The sequence below is a fragment of the Halobacillus alkaliphilus genome (assembly GCF_900113125.1).
GTDB lineage: Bacteria > Bacillota > Bacilli > Bacillales > Halobacillaceae > Halobacillus > Halobacillus alkaliphilus.
On sequence record NZ_FOOG01000009.1, the window covers coordinates 33,761 to 57,244 of the forward strand.

Genomic DNA, 23,484 nt, shown 5'->3' on the forward strand with positions numbered 1-23,484 from the left:
GAGGCTTGCCAGTTCCCCCGTAGGAAAGCGAGTTGTTTCCGTAGCCACCCTCATCGATTTTAGGCCACGGGCCCAAGTTATCTCGAAACTGAGTCTTACAGTAACCGGCCCTATTGCTTAATAATGATCTTCATGAGAAATCAAAAACAGCGCTTAACAGAGCTTTTTTACATGGCATGTGTGCCGCCATCCACGATGATGACGTCACCTGTAATATGGTCAGAAGCCGCTGAGCTTAAGAAAATAGCCGCTCCTTTTAAATCATCTTCACTTCCGAATTTCCGTAAGGGTGTGCCTTCCAGAAAGGTATCTCCGCCTCTTTCCATAAGTACTTTGGACATCTTTGTCGGGAAAAACCCTGGAGCAATCGCATTCACACATATTCCCCTCGGGCCCCACTTGACCGCAAGATCCTTGGTGAATGTAAGAACAGCTCCTTTACTTGAGTTATAACCAATCGTGTCCATATATTTTGGATCCGATCCTTTTAAGCCAGCGACAGATGAAATGTTAATGATTTTGCCTGACCCTTGCTCGAGCATAACTTTTCCTGCGATTTGAGACATGAGAAATGTCCCCGTTACATTTACGTTAAACACTTTCTGCCAGGCTTCAAGCGGCATTTCCTCTGCAGGAGCTCCCCAGGTCGCACCGCTATTGTTTACTAAAATATCGATGCGTCCAAAATGATTGACGGTTTCGTCCACGACCTTTTGCATACTATCGGGATTCGTAACATCGCACTCAAAAGCAAGGGAGTCTACGCCAAGTTCTTTTAACTGGCTGCTTACTTCCTCACACGCATCCAGCTTACGTGAGCAAACCACAACGTGGGCACCTGATTCCGCAAAGCCTTCTGCGATTTGTTTACCAAGGCCCCGGCCCCCTCCGGTCACAATAGCCACTTTATCCGTAAGATCAAAAAGCTGTTTAGCGTGCATATGCGCCACTCCGATCCTGCGTTTTCTTAAGCTCATATTTAGCAACCGCGCGTCGGTGGACTTCATCTGGCCCATCCGCCAGCCGCAGCGTCCGGATATTTGCCCACTGCGATGCCAGAATCGTATCCTGACTGACGCCCGCTGCGCCAAACGCTTGAATCGCGCGGTCAATGACTTTCAGCGCCATATTCGGAGCCACCACTTTGATCATGGCAATCTCTGCCTTCGCTTCTTTGTTTCCGACCGTATCCATCATATAAGCTGCTTTTAACGTAAGAAGCCTCGCCTGCTCAATTTCAATTCCTGAGTCCGCAATCCATTCACGAATTACACCCTGATCAGCAAGCTTTTTCCCAAACGTTTCACGCTCCTGCACCCGTTTACACATTTCTTCAAGCGCTCGTTCTGCCGCTCCAATCGTTCTCATGCAGTGATGAATTCTTCCCGGACCCAGTCTGCCTTGAGCAATAGCAAAACCTTTCCCCTCTCCCCAAATCAAATTGGAAGCAGGAACTCGAACGTCCGAAAACTCAATCTCCGCGTGCCCGTGCGGTGCATGATCGTAACCAAAAACCGGAAGTGTCCGTTTAATCGTCACTCCCCGGGTATCAAGAGGAACCAGAATCATCGACTGCTGGTCATACTTAGGAGCATCCGGATCGTTTTTTCCCATAACAATACTAATCTTGCAGCGAGGGTCTCCCGCTCCGGATGACCACCACTTCGTTCCGTTGATCACGTATTCGTCCCCGACTCGTTCTATCCTCGTTTGAATATTCGTGGCATCAGAGGAGGCGGCGTCCGGCTCCGTCATGGAAAAGCAGGAGCGGATTGCCCCATTCAATAAAGGACGCAGCCACTGATCCTTCTGCTCCTCCGTTCCATATCGCTCCAAAACCTCCATATTACCCGTGTCTGGAGCAGCACAGTTGAAGACTTCCGGCGCAATGCTTGAGCGCCCCATAATTTCGCATAAAGGGGCGTACTCCAGGTTGGAAAGACCCGCTCCCCATTCACTATCCGGTAAAAATAAATTCCATAATCCGGCCGCTTTCGCCTTCTCTTTCAGCTCCTCCATAATAGGCGGCACGTCGGCGAAACGGTCCTGCTGATTCAACTGGGCTTCATAAACCGTTTCATTGGGATAAATATAGTCGTTCATAAAGGCATTCAATTTTTTCTGAAGATCTTTCACTTTATGTGAGTACTCAAAATCCATGAAATTGTCCCTCCGTTATCCCGTTTTATGTAGCTGCTGTGATCAAACGCTTACAAAATACCACATTTCCTTTGATGACATCTCTTCCATCCTGATTGGATGCGCGGACGGAGAACGACAGCTCTTCTTCACCCTGTTCATCAAGAACCGCGTGAAGCGTAATCACATCATTCAGGAAAACCATTCCTTTAAAACGGATCGAATAGTCCTGGATAAAACCTTCCTCATAATAAGGAGTGAACAGCTTCGCTAAGTTTCCCATCGTCCACATCCCGTGAGCTATAATTCCTGGGAGACCAGCCTTTTCTGCTTCCTCATCAATCGTGTGAATCGGATTGTAGTCTCCTGAAGCGCCCGCGTACTTAATCAGATCAAGCCTGGATACAGGAGGGAGCGTAATCTCTTCCAGCGACTCGCCCACTTGCAAGTCTTTCAATCCAGTCATACCGTCATCCCCTTTCGCACTGCTTCCGTGATAATAACCACCTGCTCTTCTGAGAAAATAAGTCTGCCTTCAGGGTCTTCGCCATATCTTTTCACTTTTAAAAATCCCATATTGCCGCTTTTGCCGCTGCGTTCGTAGTAATCATCTACTTCGGCGTAGCAAATAATCTCTTCTTCTACAAAAAGCGGCCGCTCATAATGATAGTTTTGTTCTCCGTGAATCAAGCCTTTATTCGGCAGGTTCAGCTCTTCGATGGATCCGTAATCGAATACTCTTGGAAACGTCGGCGGCGCTATATTCCGGGAATAATTTTCTTCATCCGTATAAATAGGATGCAAATCTCCGATAGCTTCTGCGAATTTTTTCACGGCTCCTCGCTCTACTCTGTTTTTTACTTTTTCGGACCTTTTGCCAATCGTATGCTCAAACATAGTCAGCTTCCTCCTCCTCAATTAGTCCTTAGGACCGCCGGCAACATAAATGACCTGGCCGTTTACAAACGATGAGCGCTCATCCGCATAAAAAGCAACAGCGTTCGCAATATCCTCTGGTTTCCCGCTCCGTCCTGCCGGAATTTTCTCCACGCTTGCCTGTACCAGGTCCTCGAACGAAATACCGATCCGGGCAGCTGTTTCCTTTGTCATTTCGGTTTCAATAAACCCTGGTGCTACAGCGTTTGCTGTAATCCCGAACTTACCCAACTCAATCGCAAGGGTTTTGGTGAAGCCCTGCAGACCGGCTTTTGCTGTTGCATAGTTTGCCTGCCCGCGATTTCCGAGTGCCGATGTTGAAGAAATATTAATAATCCGGCCATACTTATTTTCAACCATATATTTTTGAACGGCCCGTGCCGCGTTAAACGACCCCTTCAAGTGGACATCCATCACCGTATCCCAATCGGAATCCGTCATTTTAAAAAGCATATTGTCACGAATTACCCCGGCATTATTAACCAAAATATCTACCGATCCGAATTTCTCATGTACCTCCTGGACCGCCGCTTCCACTTGACTGAAGTCTACGACATTGGCTGTCTTGCAATAAATATCAAAACCAGCTTCCTTAAATTCACTCTCTACTTCCTGCAAAGCCTCTTCATTTACATCAATAACTGCTATATTAGCTCCTTCTTCCGCGAAACGGCGGGCAATTCCTTTCCCGATCCCACGGCTTCCTCCGGTTACAAATGCGGTTCTACCTTCAAACTGAGTTCCCATGTCCATTTTCCTCCCTTAGTATCTAGCCGATTTTCACATGTCCTTTTAATAGATTCCTGGAAATGATTAATCGCTGAATTTCGTCTGTACCGTCATAGATTCTCCATAGTCTTGCCTCGCGGTACCAGCGTTCGATCGGAAGCTCTCTTGTGTACCCCATACCTCCGTGAATTTGAAGCACGCGGTCTACCACGTTGTTCCCCATGGTTGCTCCGTAAAGTTTTGCCATTGAAGCATAGTGTCGGTTATCCTCTCCGTTGTCGAGCGTAAATGCTGCATTCAGGACGAGCCATTTGGCTGCTTCGATCTCTACCGCTGAGTCGGCAATCTGCCACTGTATAGCCTGTCTGGTTCCAATCGGCTTTCCGAACGTCTCACGCTCGTTGGCATAATCGATCGCCATATTTAGCAATCGTTCTGCTGCTCCCACAGCCCTTGCCCCGACAACCCACCGGGCAAAGCCAATCCATTCAAGTCCGAGTTCGTATCCTCGATCAATCTCCCCTAAAATATTTTCTTCAGGAACCCTTACATTATCGAAAACAAGCGCTGCCGGGCCCCACTCGCCCATGGTGTGGATATATTCTGACTTCCATCCCATCGAACGGTCAGCAATAAAGCAGGTAACTCCTTCTCTCCCACCTGAGGATTGATGAAGTTCTTTGTTGGTAACTGCAATGACCATTACAAAGTCCGCTTCGTTTCCACCGGTGATGAATGTTTTTTCACCGTTTAAAATCCATTCATTTCCGTCTTTAACCGCAGTCATCCGGATATTACGTGTATCAGAACCTGCGCCTGGCTCTGTCATCGCAAAGCAGGATTTTAACTCGCCGTTGATCGTAGGGATCAGGTATTTCTGTTTCTGCTCCTCATTTCCGTAATATAGAATGTTGTCAGCTGAACCACCGAACTGGAAGGGGACGAAAGTTCGTGAAACTTCCATTAATACAATCGCCATCATCATCTGGCCAAGATCTGCCCCTCCGTATTCTTCCGGAGTATTAATCCCCCAGAAGCCGGCTTCCTTCGCCTTCATCTGGAGCTCCTTCATCTTGCCTTCAGGCAGGCTTGGCTTTCCTTCCCGCTCGTTGCGAAGCACTTCATTTTCTAAAGGAATTAATTCCTTTTCTACAAATTTACGAATGGTCTTTTTAACCATTTCCTGTTCTTCTGTTAATCGTAAATGCATATCCCTATCCCCAATCTTTGTTATTTTAAAAAGATGGATAATCAACATACCTACTGGTTAGTATGTTTAGTTTTATATTATTTTAAATTTTCGGAAAATACAACACCTATAGCATAAATTCTGGATATGTTTTCCGAAAGGATTGCGAGCGTTGTGCTATTTCGAAGTTTTTTATTCAAATTCGTCATTTTTCGCCTCATGGTTTTATGGATCACCCAAAATATGATTAATAGTTTCTGATACGTGGTACAGATAAATATGTACTTTACAACCCAATTCCTTATAACGAGCCGGGGGAGGAAACTGGTCTTTAGATCCCGCAGCAACCTCTATCAAGTCATAGAAGGTGCTCATTCCAGCAGACAATGCTCTGAAAGATAAGGAGAGGACGACGAACGCCCAACCTCTTCTGACCTGAAGAGGTTTTATTTTGTTGATATATTTTAATCGTTTATAGATCCAGGTAATTTTAAATTTAATTTATGTTAAAAGGAGGATTCGCCTGTGTCCAGACTTCGAGATGCCGTGATTCAGCGCAGGAACTATCTAATCTGCCAATTAAGTCAAACTCGTAATTACAAATATAAGCGAGACAATCTATTAAATATGCCTTTGCAAAACTTGGAAAATGAATACGATCTGCTTAAGGATAAAATTGGTTCACCCGTTTGTTCTTAATGAAAAAAGTATAGACCTAAAATCATATAAAAGAGCGCTTGAAAGTGAAATTACTTCCAAGCGCTCTTTTTTTTATGATTTACTTTCATCCGGCAGACGATAGACGCCTTCTTCATCATGTACTTCATTTCCTACAAGCGCGGGATTGAATACACAAACAACACGGAAATCCGTTTTCGCACGTAAATAATGCTTTTCATGTCCATCGAGGCAATACATCGTACCTGGTTTGATCTGATATTTCTTCCCGTCTTTCAACGTTTCAATCTCGGCTTCCCCTTCAATGCAGTACACCGCTTCAATGTGATTCTTATACCAAATATACGTTTCTGTACCCGCATAAAGCACCGTATCATGAAGGCTGAAACCCACATTATCATCCTTTAGAAGGAATCTTCTGCTTTTCCAATTGTCGTCTTTTACTTCGCGTTCTGTTCCAATTAAATCTTCGAGTTTTACTACGTTCATACTTTTGCTTCCTCCTTGCTGAGCACGGCTTTAATGCTCTCTTCAATCATATCTAAACCTTTAGAGATACCTTCTTCGTTAATTATTAACGGAGGCAGCATCTTAAGGACTTCATCGTCTGGTCCGGATGTTTCAATAATCAGACCCTTCTTGAAGGCTTCAGCGGCAATTTGCCCTGCCAGTCCTTCTTTCTTACTGGCGATCCCGAGCATCAACCCACGCCCGCGAACCTCACCTTCCAGTTCCGGATAATCTTTTACAAACTGGTATAGGCGTTTTAGGAAAAGTTCACTCTTCTCTTCGATTGATTCGCTGAATTCATTCGTTTTCCAATAATTTAATGCCTCTGCTGCTGTAACGAAGGCCAGGTTGTTCCCACGGAATGTACCATTGTGTTCACCTGGGCCCCACTGGTCATACTCCGGCTTGATCAAGGTAATGGCCATGGGTAGTCCGCTTCCGCTGATTGACTTGGACAGGCAGACCACATCAGGGGAAATTCCTGCTTTTTCAAAACTGAAGAATGTCCCTGTACGCCCGCATCCTGCCTGCACATCATCTACAATCAGCATGATATCCAGACGACGGCATAAATCTTCCACTTTTTTCAGCCATTCGAAGCTTGCTGCATTAATTCCGCCTTCTCCCTGAACGGTTTCCAGAATAATCGCTGCTGGAAGATCAATACCACTTCCGCCGTCCTGAATCATTCTTTCAAGGTAATCCAAGGAATCATAGCCATCCATGTAATCGTCGTATGGCATCGCCATGCTGTAGGTTAACGGAATTCCAGCTCCGTGACGTTTAAAGGAGTTACCTGTAACGGAAAGCGCACCGATTGTCATGCCGTGGAAGGCATTCGTAAAGGTAACCACCTTTTCACGTCCAGTTATTTTTCTGGCAATTTTAAGCGCACTCTCGACGGTATTGGTTCCTGTAGGACCAGGAAACATAATTTTATAGCTCATATTTCTAGGCTCAAGAATGACCTCATTAAACTTTTTCAAAAATTCAGCCCGGGCATTTGTTGCCATATCCAGACTGTGAAGCAATCCATCACTTTGTATATAGTCAATCAGCTTTTGCTGCATTGCATCGTCGTTATGTCCATAGTTCAGAGCTCCTGCGCCCGCAAAAAAGTCAATGTAGGATTTTCCATTCCCGTCCCACATTTGATAGCCTTTGGCCTTTTCAAACGTAGTCGGAAAACTGCGGCTGTAACTTCGAACTTCTGATTCAAGATTTTCAAAAACACTCATGTCCGTATTTTGGTTAGAATTAGTCATTAAAAGTAGGTCCTCCTAGTTTTTTAGTGGTCCGATTTTGAACGTATTCTCTTGCTCGTGGTCCTCCCCAGGGAAATCGTCTTCCTCAAAACACACACTGATATCACAAGGCACTTCTTTTTTCTTGGCAAAACCCTTGAATAATTGTTGAGAAGGTTTGTTTGAAGGGGATACTGTCGCTTCTATATAGTCCACACCTTCATGACGCTCCACAACATGATCAATCATCCTTGTGGCAAGCCCTTGGCCTCGCTCCGTTTCAGCTACCGCCACCTGCCAGATGAATAAGGTATCTGGTGAAGACGGATGAATAAATCCTGAAATAAACCCAACCGTGTTCCCCTCATCCTTTACGACTACCGAGGTATCGCTGAAAAATTCACACCACAGCAGGTAGCTGTAAGAGGAATTCAAGTCAAGAATGGGGATATTTTCAATCATTTCATACACTTCTGCTCCATCTGATTTCTCTGGTTCACAAAATTGATATTTTTTTACTTCCTTTGTAGTTGTTGGAATTGAAATCACCTCAAAAACTTATTTTTTCTGAAAGTTCTGGCAACTGCACAATTAGACACTAATAAAGGAGCACAAATAAGTCAAAGCCGCTCAATAGCGTTTTGTTGGACAATGAGGCGATGACACGTACTTAATGGTAATTTTTAGTGTTATTGCTTTAGCAAAGCGCCTCATAAGTCCTTATCCTCTGTTTTTTAAAAAAACACTTCGGAAAACCCTTGGCACGCATGGTCTCTAGGTCATTTGAACTATTTTAGGTAAATTTGATAAAAAGGCCTTAAACAGGTGCGGGGACGTTTTTTACCGTGTTCCTATATGAAATGTGAACATGTGGGATAGGATTTTCTAAAGCTTTACGATTGTAAGTCTTTGTGCTCTCACAAAAAAGAGACTTCCTGTTTTATTAAGGAAGTCTCTTTTCGATACCATTAGATTTTCTATTTACTTCACTGAGCGTAGACAACGTTGAATACCACACCGTAAAATCCTATAGAAGCATGCTTTATTATAGATGGGCTCTACCTTTAACCTTTATCGTTACCTTCGAAGTTCTAAATCTGAAATCTGAAAGCTGGCATCTCCCTCTTCCTGTTGTACCTTCCAGCTGGTCATAACTTGATAGTCTCCTAAATCCCCGACTTCCCAGGTTGATTTTTCTCCTTCACTTGTCACTTCATATGTGTAAGTATCCATTTTCACGTCTCCAATTGTCTTCTGATCCTTACTGAGTTTTGATACCTTCACACCCGGATATTCGGTCTGGTTTTTAAGAATATTCGTCACTTCCGTGCGATCTGTCATGTTAAAAGGCATTAAGAGCATCATCACATATGACTGTCCTGCCATTTGCAGCATTTCGCCTTCCATTCGCTCTCCTCCGGCAACCATACGTTTCGTTTCACCTTCACTGGTTACCCATAGCTCTATAGCCTCTCCTGACCCTCCGTCTTCTTCCATATTAACTTTAATATGGTTGGTTAACTCTCCATTCACTTCTTCTTCGCCCACTCTTTGCATCGTAATCTTTAAACTGCTTCCAGGGGAATTAAAAGAATAGGAGATAAGCGAGAACTTATCCATAATATCCGTAAACCCTTTGATTTGCTGGAGTTTACTCACATCCCACTCCGCTTCGGTTTCCTTACTTTCGCTCCCTTCCCCCTCACTGCTGTTTGCATTAGTATTTGTCACTTCACTTACTTCCTCCGTACTGTTTTCTTCATCCATTTCCTCTCCACTGGCTTCTTCTACGGCTTGATCATTGTTTTCCTTTTCATCCGTACTGTCCGATCCACCGCATCCAGAAAGTACCCACATAAACATCATGGTGATTGAGATAAAACGAATGAATATCGACAGCCTCATTAAGACGCCCTCCTTTTTAATTGCCTTTACCAGTCCGTCTCTTTCTCATTAAGCTTACCAAGCACATAAGAGAAGAAAAATTATACCCCAGTATAGTTTTTATGGATCCACCGAAAAAATTATACCTAGGTATAATTTCTTTTGGTAAACATCCGTATTACTTTTAAAGTACAGTATTTACATTAAACAGAAAGGCGGGCGAAATGATGGATTCACAAAATGTTAAAAATAACAGCGGAGTTGCAAAGGATATTGAAGACAATAAGGTCATTGCCATCTTAGCTTATCTTGTATTTTTTCTCCCTCTCTTGGCCGCTAAAAACTCAAGATTTGCCATGTATCATGGAAACCAGGGGTTTCTTTTGTTTCTATTGCTTTTAGCGGTTAATACAGTGGGAACCGTGGTCCCAATCCTCGGCTGGCTGATCATTCTTCCTATTGGAAACCTTTTAATTTTAGTTCTATTGATCATGGGAATTATCAATGCCTCCAAAGGGGAAGAGAAATCCCTACCTATCATAGGAAAATATACGATTATTAAGCCTCCGGAATCTCATTAATTAAGGTCTTTGAGAATCTTTAAAGATAAGGGGACATTTCCATAATTCTTTTCATAAGCTGGGTTCGGTTTTTGACCTGAAACTTTTTCAGAATGCTGCCCACATGTTTTTTTACGGTAATTTCAGTAATATGCAGTTGCTCAGCTATGGCTTTATTGGAAAGTTCCCCGTGAATACTCAGCAGGATTTCTTTTTCGCGTTTTGTTAATTGATGACGCTCTGCGACATGAAGCACATGATCTTTCTCAAGAGAAACAGTCTGTGAAAATTGTTTTAAATACTGAATTAAACGCGGCCCTCTCACATCCAGTAGAAATGTTGGAGAAGGCTGATCTGGGCCAAAATCATAATGAGTAGCATTCGGAACCTTTTCGAATCCAAAAGCCTGAGTTAATTGCTGAAAGAAAGGAATGGGGGTAGAAGTAATGATTCTGCCCCCGGACAATAAAAGTGGAAATAAACTGTACAAGAGAAAAGACCGTGTATGACTATCTTCCGGATTTAAACAATCCAGCATGCGAATAAACCACCCTGAATAAGAATCTTCACCTACACGGTATTCTTCTTCCTCTTCCCTGGATAACTGCCTGAAGTAAGCCCGGGAAACCGGCTCTTTTTTTAATTGTTCAATGGTTTGCCTATTAATCGGCACTATAAGGGAAAGTCCAATCATTTCTCCTTCCTCATCTTTTACAATCCTACCCACGTTGTATCCCATTTTTCTTACATACTCAGCTCCTATAAGGTCATTTTCCTTTTGGTTATGTTCTGCGGATACATAATAGCGGTAAGTTGTGTCTGTCTCTCGGTTATAGTAATGAGCTACACTGTCTTGATCATAGCGATTCCTTTTCTCAAAGTATTCTTCTACTTCTTTGAAGTTATGAGCCCCGACAGGTTCAATATATTTTTTCTGTTGGTCTTTATCCTGAAAAAATGCAGATCGGATCACTTCTTCACCAAGGTGGTAAAAATATTCGGCAATCTCCCAGGTAGAACTCTGATTTCGATTAATTTGCTGAAGGTAATAGGAAGCACTCCGCCTCTTTAAAGACTGATAGTGTTCAGGTGTACGCTCCTGTATATTTAATACAATGGCTGATCTGATAATTTCATGGATGCCCCATCCATGATTGGTGCGGTTCACAAAGGAAAGAGAGGTGAGTCTAGTAAAAGCGGTGGTGGTCGTTCTTTCATCTAAAATGAAATTAAGGGTAGCTTGGTCAAAGTGACGCAGCACTGCAGCAGCTTCTAACAGTCGTTGAAGCTCCGGGTCGTTTACTTCACTCAGCCACTTTGAGGTGAGATAGGTGAGAATCTCGTGCTTTTCGTGAGGGTGATGATCTGTATTTTCTTTACTGCCGTAAGCCATTGCCGATAGGGACAAGGTAAGTGGATGCCCATTCGTAAAGCGCCAATAGTCCTGGATATCCGAATGTTTCGTTACGCCTGCCTTACTCAAATACAATCGCGTCTGGTCATAGGTAAAGGCTGTTAATTTCACTTGCGTTACGATGGACCGCCAAGCTGGCGACTCCATCCAGCCAGCTGTCAGAGGGTGGCGGCCGGCAAGTATGATCGATATCGATTCAGGGAGGGATCTGAGAAAGACTTCACGGAACCATCGGTCCATTGAACCTATCTTTTCATAAGTATCTACAGCTATAATAATTCGGTGGTTTTTAGAAGATTCTTTTAACACATCCAGGCACTGATTAAGAGGGGTTTCATGAGATTTGGAGAGTTTCAGGGACAACTTGGAATCTAATTGAAATAATAACTGCTCGGCAAACATAGAAGGGGACTGTGCAAAATCTTCACTATCCAACCCTAGGAAAACCATTCCATCCAGACGTTCTACCAGGCGTTGAAACGCATGAATCAAGAAAGTTTTACCAATCCCTCCCATGCCATAAACGTGTAAAATGCGTTTGGTGTCCTTACTACTTTCAATAAAGTCGCGAAAATACTGCAGTTCTCTACCTCGGCCTACAAACTGGTCATTTTCCAATTCCATAAGAGTGGTATTCCATTCTTCCTCAAGCAATTCTTTATCCGTATTGGATAACCACATATCCAGCCCTCCATTGTGAAGTACACTTCAAGGCCTTATCATTTCATAAAAAGGTAAAAAGACCTGTAGTGTCTTTTTCTATCTATACTATAAATTTACCATATTTTTCTCTTCACTTTAGCAAATGAACGTAAATTGTTTAATAATTCACCGCTAAAACCAGATTCTAGGATAACCGAGTGCTAAATACCCGTCTTCTGATAGTGATGAATCATTCGACATGGATGGGGAAATAGATATTGACCGAAATTCTGGTAGAGGCGATGACTAATCGATGACCGCAGCAAAAGTAAAAAGATTCCCTCGCCATGCAGCACGAGGGAATCTTACGTAAGAAACAGCTAAAATCAGCGCATTTCCTTAAATACATTTTTCACTTTAGGAACGACGTAGTGACTGCCGCCCTCAACATCCTCGATCATCATAGAAACCATCAAATCAGGATTTTCCGTATCCCACGCAATAAACCATCCGTTCTCCTGCGCATTTTCTTGATCAAGAGATTGTTTTAACTCGGCCGTTCCGGTTTTTCCGGCAAGTTCAAGCCCTTCCACCTGCGGCTCGTACCCAGTGCCATTTTCATTTTCCACTACCGCTTGCAGTGATTCGCGTACGGTAGAAGCTGTTTCCGGACTCATGATATTTTCGTGCCAGGCCTGCCCATTTTCTTCATTTTTCATTAGTACGGGCTTCAGCATCGTACCTTCATTAATAAAAGGGGTATAAGTCATGGCCAAGTGCAATGTACTCATTTGGACTTCTCCCTGACCATAACCTGTATCGGCAAGCAGCGGTTCGTTGCTTCCAAACGAATCTCCATTCAGAATCTGTGAAGAACTTATTGGATAGGCTAGCGGAATGTCTTCTCCAAAACCAAAATCCTTCGCCTGCTCTAAAAAGGTTTCTCCGCCGATATCTAAAATGGAACGCGCAAAATAAATATTATCTGAGCGTATGAGCGCATCACGCAGATTCACCTGTTTCTCTTCATTGGCTCCTGGAACCCGCGTCACCGAATATCCGCCCCATCCTTCTTCGCTGTAAGTTCGCTCAGGGATCGACATCTCTGTTACTGGATTGATTGTTCCGGACTCAAGACCGATCGATGCTGTAATCGGTTTGAAGGTCGAGCCGGGAGAATAGGTTTTAGTAAATTTATTCACAAGCGGCCGATCAGGGTTTTCTGTCAGCTCTTTTTTTCGTTCCTGACTCTTCCCTAAAACGAATTGGTTAGGGTTATAGGACGGAGCGCTCACTAGAGCACTCACCTCTCCAGTAGAAGGGTTGATGGCAGTAGCAGAACCGGAGTCTCCTTTTAATTCGTCATACACCGCTTTCTGTACATCCTTTTGGATCGTAAGGGTAAGATCCTTTCCATCTGAAGCAGGTTTTTCGGCAAGTACCTCTTTCACCTCGTTATTTTCATCTAAGATCGAAACCTTTCCACCTGGTGTACCTCTCAGTTGTTGCTCCATTACTCTTTCAAGGCCAGTCTGTCCAACCTGATCATTGGAAGTATAGCCTTCACCTTCCCGCTCCTTCAGTTGTTCAGCTGTAATATCGTCCACATAACCGGTCAGATGAGCGGCGGCTTTGCCCAGTGGATAAACACGTGCATTATCAATCTCATTAAATTGGGTCCCAGCTAATTCTTTAATGGCATCAATTCTCTCTTTATCATCATTAGCCACCGACCCTATAGGTACATAAGAATCAGCCTTCACCCAGGACTGGTTTAGCTTTTGTTCGATGCTTTCCACAGAGATGTTCAAAATCTCTGACAGCCCTTCTTTCGCTTCCTCTTCCTTACCTTCCATTCTAGACGGTACAAGTCCAACTTCTTGAATAGTACCATTTACAGCAAGTCCTTCTCCATCCTGATCGAAGATCTCTCCACGTTCAGGAGAGACGGTTTCCGGATAAATGGTATCTCCCTTTTCCATTCCTGCAAAGATCATGGAAGGATTCCATTTTACTGCCCACGGCACATTATCATCATCTTCTTCAAATACAAGTTCAGCTTCATGCGAAAAATTAATCGCTCCGGCCATTGAATCCATGCTTGCTTCATAGGCAAACGTTTGAGTTTCCTCCTGATCATACTCCTGATCTTCTTCAGGCAGGCTATATGTAACTTCTAAGTCACTTACATTAATATCTTTGTAAATTTTATTGTACCTCTCTGTAAACTCTGCTTCGCTAGTATTTGCTTTAGAATCCTCTCCCAGCAGTCCGTACATTGTTTCATAATCTTGATCTTCCCACGCTGCCATATAGGCCTTGAATGTTTCTTCCGGACTCGGCTGTTCAGAACAGCCCGCCAGACCTATGAACGCAAGGGAAAAGATCATCACCTTTAGCCACTTCATCGATAGACGCCTCCTTCTAGACAAAATAGGACAAATTCCATCTTAATAGTAGATATTATATCAAAATTCTAACGATAACGTAGGAATCACAACCTACTAATTGGAATTTTTGTCCTATTTTCGATTCGAATGGATATTATATTTTGACTATTGTTTCTGTTAAATCTCCCCGTTGCTTGTAACAGCTGAGCTCGCAAGCGTGTTAAACACAGAATAATATTTCTCTTGTTTTAATTATCAGAGAACATCATCATTTTAGAAATGAAGTCACGATAACACTATGAGAGAAAGATATTTAAAGAAGGAGTAACATCCATAGTTAGCGAAAATTATAATTATGTACTCTATGAAATTTTATAGATTAGGGAGGGAAGAAGATGAGTTATGAAATCTTAACGTTACCAGCCTATAGGGCAGTAGGATTAAAATGGGAGGGAACTTTTTCTGAAATCATACCAAACTTAAAAAACGTCATTAAACAAAGTGAAGAGCGAGCAGATGAATTAGAGTATAAGAAGAACCCCATGGTTCAGTTAGGGCTATCTTATCATGTAGTCGAAAATGGGTTTGTCCATTACGCTGTATACGAAGTGAGTGAGGAGCAGGAGATTCCTGATGGGATGATTGAAATACGGGTTCCTGAATGGACGTATGTAAACACTACCCATCACAAAGGAACAGATGTACAAAAGACATACACGGAATTACAACGTTGGCTGGTTAATAGTGAATTCACCGCACTTAGAGAAGACGGTGTAAATTATTATGATCCTTATATGCCAATCAAACATGAGCATTATCCCGTTGATCATGACCCGGATGACCCGCACTTTGATATTTATTTACCGATTGTTAAAAAATAAATGTGCATGATGGAACCAACGGAGACCTTAGTTTATTTAGGCATGATTATAAAAAAAGAAGTCCCCCTCAAGGGAACTTCCGTAATTGGTTAAGTTAATGATTCAATATACGATTTCAATACGTGTACTCCCTGAACACAATCATTCAGCGAAGACCATTCGTCCGGATTATGACTGACCCCGTCTTTACTATTAACAAACAGCATAGCGACAGGCAAATAATGACCAACAATCAAAGCATCGTGCCCGGCTCCGCTTGGTAATTCCATAGGCTCAATACCGTGCTGCTCTAAAGCCTGACCCAGCTTTTCCTTTAAGTCATCAGGAATCAGTACAGGATCTACTTTCAAGGTCTGACGAAAGCGGTATTTAACCCCAAACTCTTTAGAAATCCGTGCCGCTTCTTTCTCAATCCGTTCAATCAATTGATTTCTCGTTTCTTCGAAGATATCACGAACATCGACATTTAAAGCAACTTTTCCAGGAATAACGTTAATTCCATTCGGATATACATTCAGCTTTCCTACGGTTGCTACGGCTGATTCACTATATCCCTTTGGAAGATCATAAATATTTCGAATGAACTCTCCAGCCGCCACTAACGCATCTTGACGCTCCGTCATAGGCGTGTTCCCGGCATGACCAGCTGCTCCAATGAAATCAAATTCCAGCCAGCTCGGTCCAGCAATTCCTTCGACAATACCAACTGGCAGATTATTCTGTTCCAGTCTCTTTCCTTGTTCAATGTGAACTTCCACAAACGTCTCGATCTCATCCAAATTCCGCACAGCACCAGCAAAGGTTTCAGTAGAAAGCCCAATGCCATTCATGACTTCCTCAAAGCTTTTCCCTTCCTGATCTGTGAGTTCTCCCTGAAGCTCAATATCAGCTGTTCCTGTCATAGCACGGCTCCCTGTAAGACCACTGTTGAAGCGGGATCCTTCTTCATCGGAAAAGATAACCACTTCGTATGGCACATCAGGCTGATAACCATTTGCTTTCCACGCCTCTACCACCTCAAGTGCTGAAAGAACTCCGAGAGGTCCATCAAAGTGACCGCCGTTAGGTACACTATCCAGGTGAGAGCCACTTAAAACCGCGGGTTTCGAAGGATCTTTACCTTCTAAACGACCGAATACATTCCCAGCCCCATCCTTAGATATCGAAAGCCCCGCTTCCTTCATCCACTCGATGGCCAACTCTTTAGCCTGCTTTTCTTCTTGAGAAAAGCCAATGCGCATGCTTCCTTTATCTTCTGTTAATCCAATCTCAGACAGAAGATGCAGCCGCCTGGCCAGGCGGTCTCCGTTTACACCATTATAATCATAACGGTTATCGTAATCCTTGATCAGCTCTTGATGTAAATCCCATTGTGAACTCACATGATCCCTCGCTTTCCATTGTATTTGTATATAGTTTACCTTCTTTCATAACCATTACAATTCTATCTTTATTCTCTAATATGCGAAATGTCGGGATTAGAATCATGCAGTTCTCCAAGGTAGTTAACTATTCCCTATTAAATAATACCTTGAAGACTTAAGATCAACTCAGAAATCAATGCAGATCCAAGAAAAGTCCCAATTAGTACAAGACTGGCGACTACGATCGTTCTCCAGCCCAGTCGCACAAAATCGGTCCATGAACGGCCGATCGCAATTCCGGCATAGGCTAGAATTGGAGTGGTCAGAGCCAGCAGTTGAACTTCGTTGGTCCAGGCTACAATATAATCCGATCCAGGCATCCATGGCATGGAAATAAGAACACCAATAATCGCTATGTAGGCGACACTGGGGAATTCAATAGGGATTAGCCGGTGCAGGATAAATCCCGCTAGACAGACAAGCACTAGAACAAGCATTCCAGGTGCCGCAGCCAATGGCATAATATCGTATCCAATCCAATTGCCAAGCAGTGAAGTAACGCCAAAGATAATTAATAATAATAACCATTCCTGAATATTTTTTAACATGGCAACCTCTTCCTCCTTTACCCTTTCTTGTTTCGAGTCATGACGCCATAAAGCTTCTCTGTTAAAGGCAGCCCTATAAAAATACTAATGTAAAGGCCTGTTGAAAGAGACAATAGATTACTTGCACCAGCGAACGCTACAATCTGGTTTTCTAAGTCAGGAAAAGCTTCAATCAGCGAGCCGCTTGCCGCTGCCATCATACTGCCGCTCCCTATTCCAGATGCCATTGCAAAAGAAAGCGGATGTAGAGGGGTCACTGTAGCCAGAAAACCAGAAATAAGCCCCATAAATACGGCTCCAAAAACGGTTCCAAAAATGTAAACCGCCATCACGCCCTGACCTTCCGCTGAACTGATCCCGTACTTGTCCATGATCAGTCCTACGTTTGGTTCCCTGGCTACCGAGTGCGTCATACCAATCGTTTCACGTTTTAACCCGAGCCATACAGCTACCGGCAAAGCGAGAAGAATCGTGCCCAGATTCCCTAACTCCTGCAGTAATAATGCAGGCCCCGCTTCAATCAGCTGAGGCAGAGATGGACCAATGATAACGCCAATCTTAGCCAGAAGAAGGGCTACCCCGAGAACAATAATCGGTTCAGCGTTTTTTGACTGCCTTTCTTTAACAATAGGAGTAAAATATAAAATCAGACCAATAATTAATGCATACAGCATTGGCAGCAACAACACAACACCCGGACCAATAGTAAAGCTGTAAGTGCCAATTGCTTCTGTTGCTAATACGGTTATCAATACGAGAGCATGAAGCCTCCAGTCTTTCCATAAACCAGAACCCATTCCACTGCTCATATCACCACTCCTCTCCAAATAAGTCATTTTTTCACTTTACCACTTTCACTCGATGCAGTATCATTCTATCACACTACTAAAGATTTTATAGTGAATCTTACCGCACAATTTTAAAATTGAAAAGAATCTGATATGTACACTTTCAAAAAAATTAAAAACGCAGCCAGCAGGCTGCGTTTTCTTATTCCTTTACGTTTTCAACAATCCATGAGGATCCAGCACAAACTTCTTAGCTACTCCGCTGTCAAATTCATCGTATCCCCGCGGCGCATCCTCAAGTCCAATCACGGTGGCATTTACAGCTTTAGCTATATCAGCTTTTTCTTTTAATATCGAGTGCATCAGACCTCGATGGTAACGCATAACAGGTGTCTGCCCTGTTACAAAGGTTTGAGCTTTTGCCCAGCCCAAGCCGAAATCGAGCTTCAAGGCGCCTCGTCTGGCATCTTCATCCGAAGCGCCTGGATCTTCTGTTACATAGAGACCAGGTATGCCTAACCCCCCTCCAGCACGTGTCGCCTCCATGATAGAATTGAGCACTGTGGCCGGGGCCTCCTGATGGTTGTGGCCATGTGCTTCAAAACCAACGCAGTCCACTGCGGCGTCAACCTCAGGCACACCGAGAATCTGTTCAATTTGCTCAGATATATTGTCATGCTTACTGATATTGATCGTTTCACAACCAAAGCTTTCCGCCTGCTTTAACCTTTCCTCGATAAGATCCCCAACAATAACTACTGAAGCTCCAAGTAGCTGGGCGGAGTGTGCCGCCGCAAGCCCGACAGGACCAGCACCAGCGATATAGACCGTTGACCCTATTTTTACTCCTGCTGTATATGCTCCGTGAAAACCAGTAGGAAAAATATCTGAAAGCATAGTTAAATCAAGCATCTTTTCCATGGCCTGATCCTTATCAGGAAATTTTAAAACTTGGAAGTCTGCGTACGGAACCATCACATATTCGGCCTGACCGCCGACCCATCCTCCCATATCCACGTATCCATATGCTGAACCGGGACGGTCCGGGTTTACGTTTAAACATATATGAGTAGCTCCTTCGATACAATTTCTGCAACGTCCGCAAGCTATGTTGAATGGAACTGAAACAAGGTCGCCTTTATTTACAAATTCCACATCACGCCCTGTCTCAATAACTTCCCCAGTTATCTCATGCCCAAGGACCAGTCCTTCAGGCGCTGTTGTTCTTCCACGCACCATGTGCTGATCACTTCCACATATATTAGTAGATACTATTTTCAAAATTACCCCATGTTCACACTTTCTTCCCACATTTCGCGGGTTAACTCCCGGCCCGTCCCTCAAAACTAATTCCGGAAAATCGATATCCTTTACCGTTACTCCACCATTACCTGCGTAAGCTACCGCACGATTGTTAGTTCCCATTATTACAGCCTCCTCTAATATTTAAAACCTTCGTAAAGCGCTTTCATTTTTAGTCAAAAATGAACCTCAAGCTTATGGATGGCTAATAAGTTAACTTAGGGAATACCCCTCCTTTATGTACAAAAGCAGGCAGGCAATTTCACAGATAAACCCTTGGAAAATTTTCCAATTCCAAAACACTTCCCCATTCATATACAACTTCAAACTTATTTCGAATTAAAAGTATTTATTTTTAAAGAGTAAGCGAGTAAAAAGATCACCACTGCCAAATTTTCAGTAAATCCTTCTCACAATCTTTATTTAAGTAAAATTAATATTTTCCGTTTAAAAAAGCTTAAACAGCGAAGAGAATTATGCTGTCTAAGCCTTATAAAATTACACCATTCGTACTTGTTTTAAAACCTGGCATAATAATCATGAAAAAGCCTGCCCCCATGAGGCGCCAGAATTTCATCCACAAACCTGATTAACTCGCCTTTTTCCTGCCGTGTATAAAAGGATTGCAGACATTCTGTTAACCGGACAGCCAAAGCTTCATCATAGTCTCTCAATGAGCGGTACATCCATTTACCCTCACCTGCCCACTTTTGATTGGATCTTAGAATAAACTGGTGAAGACTTTCGGTCAGCGAACTTACCGAATAGATATCTTCTTCCGGCCTTTCCGATCCTTCCAAATCATCCAGATTGTCGGAAATCGCGTACCGTAATTCATTCAGCTTATTCAGAGGTAAAGCGCATGGACCTTCTATTAAGCTTTTCTTAGCTTCTTCTATCATCTTTTCTGCTTCCCTGCCTCCTTTGATGACCATCCCTTCTGCACACAAGCGGGTCATCAAAGGAATCCCATGCTGGGTTTCAATAAAAAGCGCATCTTCCAGGGAATCTTTATTATGCACAAACACTTCTACCGGCCATTTGCAATAATAATACGATTGTCGGAAAGGTTCCCGATCAATAACCACGATATCAAGATCTGATGAAGGAGTCTCCTCACCGCGAACCACGCTTCCTGAAAGTACAGCGCTCTGGCAATCCGGAAAATAAGAATCAATAAAGGCTCGAGCTGTGTGAAAGGCATCTCTTTTCAAGGGATCTTCCCACCTTTTATAAATTTTCAAAAAAACGCGCAAAGACGTTCATCTTTATGTTATTCAGAAGGCAGGTCAGTGTTCGGCGAGTAGTAAGGGCTAAATAATGAATTGCGATTATTAAATAGCCAGGATGTTGAAGATTAGTTGTAAATTATCGATTTACCGGTTTTTACATTATTTCCATAGAATACTTCTAGTTCAATTGGCATGCACAGATAACAGTCAATTTTTCGACTAAGCAGAATTGCTCCTTTAACTATTTAACATCCCTATAGTTAGTTTGGTTACTTCACAGGATACCTGTGAAGAATAAATATAACTACCAGATTGTACATTTCAAAAAATCCCTTTTAATGGATGACCTGAGGTGGAAAATAAAGGGAGTGTTTAAAGACCTGCTGTTTTTACATTAAATTTTCCGTTTAACTAAATACCTGCGGTGGTACCCATATTATGTGAGGGGATAAGTAAATTAACAAATGTAAGTTATGCTGGGTGAGGTGATGATGGTTATGAGTGCGGCTTTTTTAATCACAGTATTTATTATTGGTTTGGCAGGATCCTTCCTATCTGGACTTGTTGGTATAGGAGGCGCTATTGTCAATTATCCGATGCTTCTCTATATCCCGCCCTTACTTGGGTTTAGCGGATTCGGTCCCCATACAGCGGCGGGAGTCGTAGCTGTGCAAGTATTAGCCGCTTCTTTTGGAGGAGCGCTCGGGTATCGAAAAGGAGGCCAACTCTATAAACCGCTGATTTTATATATGGGAATTGCTGTTTTGATCGGCAGTCTGATCGGCGGTTTTGGAGCACAGTATCTATCCGAACACATCATAAATTTGATCTATGCTATATTAGCTTTGATAGCTGTCGTTATGATGTTCATCCCTGCCAAAGCCAGCAATGAGCAGCCGGAAAATATCTCATTCAATAAATGGATTGCCTCTGGTTCAGCTTTTATTGTCGGAATAGGCGCCGGTATTGTGGGAGCAGGCGGAGCATTCTTACTTGTCCCTATCATGCTCGTTATGCTTCGAATACCGACAAGAATCACGATTGCTTCTTCCTTGGCAATAACGTTCATCTCCTCAGTAGGATCGGTAACAGGCAAGCTTTTTTCTGGAGACGTTCCATTCTTGCCTGCCGCAGTCATTGCCGTGGCAAGTATCCTCACTTCCCAGCTTGGAGCTAAGGCAGGACAACGCGCGAACACGAAAGTTTTACAATGGATCTTAGCAGCGTTAATTGCAGGAACAGCTATTAAAGTATGGTCAGATATTTTATTCTAACGATTTTAAATTGGAGGGGTAACTATGGCATTACAACCGTTAACAACTAAACAACTGGCTGAAAAAATTCTCTCAAACAAAGAAGTATTCATTCTTGATATTCGGAAAGAAGAAGACTTTAACGATTGGTCCATTGAAGGAGATAATGTACGCAGTCTCAATGTTCCTTATAAACAACTGGAAAATGATCCATCGTCTGTAAAAGAGCAGCTTCCTGAAGACCAGACCATTTACGTAGTTTGCGCAAAAGGAATTTCCTCTCAAAAAGGCGTAGAAATGCTGGAAGAGGCTGGCGTCAAGGACGTCACCTACGTGGAAGGCGGTATGACGTCTTGGAGCGAACATTTAGAACCTATGAAAATTGGTGATCTTTCTGGAGGAGGAGAACTTTATCAATTCCTTCGTCTCGGTAAAGGATGCCTATCCTACATGGTTATTTCCAATGGTGAAGCTGCCGTAGTGGATGCCGTCCGTATGACAGACACTTATAAGAATTTTGCGGATGAAAAAGGTGTATCGATTCAATATGTACTGGATACTCACCTTCATGCCGACCATATTTCAGGCGGAAAAACATTAGCTGATCAAACAGAAGCCGATTATTACTTCCCGCCTAAAGATGATGAAGGTTTAACTTTCAAATATAATAAGCTTGAGGACGGAACCGAGATCTCAGTGGGCAATACCGCTAAAATATCTGCCTTTTATTCACCTGGTCATACCATCGGAAGTACAAGCTTTATTGTAGATAATCAGTACTTGCTCACAGGCGATATTCTGTTCTTAGACTCTATCGGCCGTCCGGATCTGGCCGGAAAAGCAGATGACTGGGTAGATGATCTGCACAAAACACTATATGAGCGCTATCAGCTTCTTTCTCAGGACTTAACGGTGCTTCCAGCTCACTTCGGTGCTATGAAGGAAATTAATCAAAACGGTACCGTTCAGGCGAAGCTTGCCGAGCTGTATGAGCACAATGACCGTTTAAACGTAGAAGACGAGGAGGAATTCAAGCATCTCGTCACGGATGGACTTCCTCCACAGCCCAATAGTCACGAAGAAATCCGTCAAATTAATATGGGCAAAAAAGATCCAGACCAAGACGAAAAACGCGAGATGGAAGTTGGTCCAAACCGCTGTGCTGTATAAGTGGAGCCATTGACTACCAAATCGATGCGACTTGAAACAGAGTGGGACTCTGGCAAGTCAAAAAACTTAGATACACTAAAAAAGCTGGAGCAGAAAGGTATTTCTTTCTGCTCCAGCTTTATTTAACTGCAATTATGCTTTAACCCAATTCGGTGTAAGCTCAACATCTGCCGCTTCAAGTGTCGTATATACCGGGCAGCGGGAATCTACTGTTTCCTGTAACTCTTTTACGCGCTCTTCGGATTCACTAGTGTGCACTGTAGCGTTAACCGTAACTTTCTGGAAGTAAGGACGTACACCTTCTTCTCCCATCATCCCTCTGGAATCCATTTCACCATTGATTTCAAAATCGATGCCTTGAAGATCGAAATCCATTTCTTTAGCCACAAAGTTGGCTACGGCATTTTCACAACCCGCTAGTGAAGCAAGTAAGGTTTCCAGAGGGTTGGCACCTTCGTCAGTTCCGCCCATATTTGCCGGTTCATCAATAACAACCTGGTGCTTACGAGCTGTACTATCTGTTTTCATTCCTTTAGATACTGCAGAAATTTTTTGGTTCACTTTAGCCATT

Annotated in this window: 23 protein-coding genes and 1 riboswitch; of the genes, 5 read left to right on the plus strand and 18 right to left on the minus strand. The window is 43.2% G+C overall.

Going from position 1 to position 23,484, the window contains the following annotated elements:
• Window positions 1-167: 167 nt before the first annotated feature.
• The 6 genes from BMZ06_RS07310 to BMZ06_RS07335 are packed head-to-tail and all read right to left on the minus strand — an operon-like array spanning window position 168 to window position 5,014.
• Window positions 168-941 (minus strand): SDR family oxidoreductase, encoded by a 774-nt coding sequence (locus tag BMZ06_RS07310; RefSeq protein ID WP_089751400.1) that lies wholly within the window; start codon window positions 939-941, stop codon window positions 168-170.
• Complete coding sequence (locus BMZ06_RS07315; RefSeq protein WP_089751401.1) at window positions 931-2,160, minus strand: acyl-CoA dehydrogenase family protein; 1,230 nt, start codon at window positions 2,158-2,160, stop codon at window positions 931-933. Before BMZ06_RS07315 ends, BMZ06_RS07310 begins: the two co-directional genes overlap by 11 nt.
• 25 nt (window positions 2,161-2,185) lie before the next feature.
• Window positions 2,186-2,605 (minus strand): MaoC/PaaZ C-terminal domain-containing protein, encoded by a 420-nt coding sequence (locus BMZ06_RS07320; RefSeq protein ID WP_089751402.1) that lies wholly within the window; start codon window positions 2,603-2,605, stop codon window positions 2,186-2,188.
• The gene (locus BMZ06_RS07325) at window positions 2,602-3,036 is read right to left on the minus strand and encodes a MaoC family dehydratase N-terminal domain-containing protein (RefSeq protein ID WP_089751403.1); all 435 of its coding nucleotides are present in this window, start codon (window positions 3,034-3,036) and stop codon (window positions 2,602-2,604) included. Before BMZ06_RS07325 ends, BMZ06_RS07320 begins: the two co-directional genes overlap by 4 nt.
• A gap of 21 nt (window positions 3,037-3,057) precedes the next feature.
• Window positions 3,058-3,822: a beta-ketoacyl-ACP reductase gene (locus BMZ06_RS07330; protein ID WP_089751404.1), complete on the minus strand. Its 765-nt coding sequence runs from the start codon at window positions 3,820-3,822 to the stop codon at window positions 3,058-3,060.
• 22 nt (window positions 3,823-3,844) lie between these two features.
• Window positions 3,845-5,014: an acyl-CoA dehydrogenase family protein gene (locus BMZ06_RS07335; protein WP_089751405.1), complete on the minus strand. Its 1,170-nt coding sequence runs from the start codon at window positions 5,012-5,014 to the stop codon at window positions 3,845-3,847.
• A 277-nt stretch (window positions 5,015-5,291) separates the two neighbouring features.
• Window positions 5,292-5,398: riboswitch (SAM riboswitch) on the plus strand.
• Between the two features lie 120 nt (window positions 5,399-5,518).
• Between BMZ06_RS07335 and BMZ06_RS20620 the strand changes: the two genes are divergently transcribed.
• Window positions 5,519-5,692, plus strand: coding sequence for a hypothetical protein (locus BMZ06_RS20620; protein ID WP_175477821.1), 174 nt, complete (start codon window positions 5,519-5,521; stop codon window positions 5,690-5,692).
• 72 nt (window positions 5,693-5,764) lie between these two features.
• Here BMZ06_RS20620 and BMZ06_RS07340 read toward each other — a convergent pair whose 3' ends face one another.
• The 4 genes from BMZ06_RS07340 to BMZ06_RS07355 form a co-directional block, all read right to left on the minus strand.
• Window positions 5,765-6,160, minus strand: a complete 396-nt coding sequence (locus BMZ06_RS07340) for an ectoine synthase (RefSeq protein WP_089751406.1) — start codon at window positions 6,158-6,160, stop codon at window positions 5,765-5,767.
• On the minus strand, window positions 6,157-7,446 hold the full coding sequence (gene ectB / locus BMZ06_RS07345; RefSeq protein WP_089751407.1) for a diaminobutyrate--2-oxoglutarate transaminase: 1,290 nt from the start codon (window positions 7,444-7,446) through the stop codon (window positions 6,157-6,159). The genes BMZ06_RS07340 and ectB overlap by 4 nt, the downstream gene beginning before the upstream one ends.
• A gap of 15 nt (window positions 7,447-7,461) precedes the next feature.
• On the minus strand, window positions 7,462-7,974 hold the full coding sequence (gene ectA, locus BMZ06_RS07350) for a diaminobutyrate acetyltransferase (RefSeq protein ID WP_089751408.1): 513 nt from the start codon (window positions 7,972-7,974) through the stop codon (window positions 7,462-7,464).
• A 528-nt stretch (window positions 7,975-8,502) separates the two neighbouring features.
• Window positions 8,503-9,330, minus strand: a complete 828-nt coding sequence (locus tag BMZ06_RS07355) for a hypothetical protein (protein ID WP_089751409.1) — start codon at window positions 9,328-9,330, stop codon at window positions 8,503-8,505.
• Window positions 9,331-9,536: 206 nt separating this feature from the next.
• Here BMZ06_RS07355 and BMZ06_RS07360 point away from each other — a divergent pair, with 206 nt between their 5' ends.
• Window positions 9,537-9,890 (plus strand): DUF4870 domain-containing protein, encoded by a 354-nt coding sequence (locus tag BMZ06_RS07360; protein ID WP_342708629.1) that lies wholly within the window; start codon window positions 9,537-9,539, stop codon window positions 9,888-9,890.
• Window positions 9,891-9,909: 19 nt separating this feature from the next.
• Here the strand turns inward: BMZ06_RS07360 and BMZ06_RS07365 are convergent, their stop codons facing one another.
• Together BMZ06_RS07365 and BMZ06_RS07370 are read right to left on the minus strand one after the other, a co-directional pair.
• Window positions 9,910-11,964, minus strand: coding sequence for a LuxR C-terminal-related transcriptional regulator (locus tag BMZ06_RS07365; RefSeq protein ID WP_089751411.1), 2,055 nt, complete (start codon window positions 11,962-11,964; stop codon window positions 9,910-9,912).
• Between the two features lie 347 nt (window positions 11,965-12,311).
• Complete coding sequence (locus tag BMZ06_RS07370; protein WP_089751412.1) at window positions 12,312-14,333, minus strand: penicillin-binding transpeptidase domain-containing protein; 2,022 nt, start codon at window positions 14,331-14,333, stop codon at window positions 12,312-12,314.
• A gap of 377 nt (window positions 14,334-14,710) precedes the next feature.
• Here BMZ06_RS07370 and BMZ06_RS07375 point away from each other — a divergent pair, with 377 nt between their 5' ends.
• The gene (locus BMZ06_RS07375; RefSeq protein WP_089751413.1) at window positions 14,711-15,196 is read left to right on the plus strand and encodes a GyrI-like domain-containing protein; all 486 of its coding nucleotides are present in this window, start codon (window positions 14,711-14,713) and stop codon (window positions 15,194-15,196) included.
• Between the two features lie 89 nt (window positions 15,197-15,285).
• Here the strand turns inward: BMZ06_RS07375 and BMZ06_RS07380 are convergent, their stop codons facing one another.
• From BMZ06_RS07380 to BMZ06_RS07400, 5 genes are all read right to left on the minus strand, one after another.
• A complete protein-coding gene (locus BMZ06_RS07380; RefSeq protein WP_089751414.1) occupies window positions 15,286-16,578 on the minus strand; it encodes a M20 family metallo-hydrolase in 1,293 nt (430 codons plus the stop codon).
• Window positions 16,579-16,715: 137 nt separating this feature from the next.
• On the minus strand, window positions 16,716-17,168 hold the full coding sequence (locus BMZ06_RS07385) for a hypothetical protein (RefSeq protein ID WP_089751415.1): 453 nt from the start codon (window positions 17,166-17,168) through the stop codon (window positions 16,716-16,718).
• A 17-nt stretch (window positions 17,169-17,185) separates the two neighbouring features.
• Window positions 17,186-17,977: a DUF3100 domain-containing protein gene (locus BMZ06_RS07390; protein ID WP_089751416.1), complete on the minus strand. Its 792-nt coding sequence runs from the start codon at window positions 17,975-17,977 to the stop codon at window positions 17,186-17,188.
• 189 nt (window positions 17,978-18,166) lie between these two features.
• Entirely contained in the window at window positions 18,167-19,381 is a 1,215-nt protein-coding gene (gene fdhA / locus BMZ06_RS07395) for a formaldehyde dehydrogenase, glutathione-independent (protein ID WP_089751417.1), read from the minus strand.
• A gap of 395 nt (window positions 19,382-19,776) precedes the next feature.
• Window positions 19,777-20,472, minus strand: coding sequence for a nucleotidyltransferase domain-containing protein (locus BMZ06_RS07400; RefSeq protein ID WP_175477822.1), 696 nt, complete (start codon window positions 20,470-20,472; stop codon window positions 19,777-19,779).
• A gap of 515 nt (window positions 20,473-20,987) precedes the next feature.
• On the opposite strand from BMZ06_RS07400, the gene BMZ06_RS07405 reads away from it, so the two are divergent.
• A complete protein-coding gene (locus BMZ06_RS07405) occupies window positions 20,988-21,764 on the plus strand; it encodes a sulfite exporter TauE/SafE family protein (RefSeq protein WP_089751419.1) in 777 nt (258 codons plus the stop codon).
• Window positions 21,765-21,788: 24 nt separating this feature from the next.
• Window positions 21,789-22,913, plus strand: a complete 1,125-nt coding sequence (locus BMZ06_RS07410) for an MBL fold metallo-hydrolase (RefSeq protein ID WP_089751420.1) — start codon at window positions 21,789-21,791, stop codon at window positions 22,911-22,913.
• Between the two features lie 132 nt (window positions 22,914-23,045).
• Here BMZ06_RS07410 and BMZ06_RS07415 read toward each other — a convergent pair whose 3' ends face one another.
• Window positions 23,046-23,483 carry an OsmC family protein gene (locus BMZ06_RS07415; RefSeq protein ID WP_089751421.1) on the minus strand — a complete coding sequence of 146 codons (438 nt, stop codon included), beginning with the start codon at window positions 23,481-23,483 and terminating at the stop codon, window positions 23,046-23,048.
• Window position 23,484: the final 1 nt, after the last annotated feature.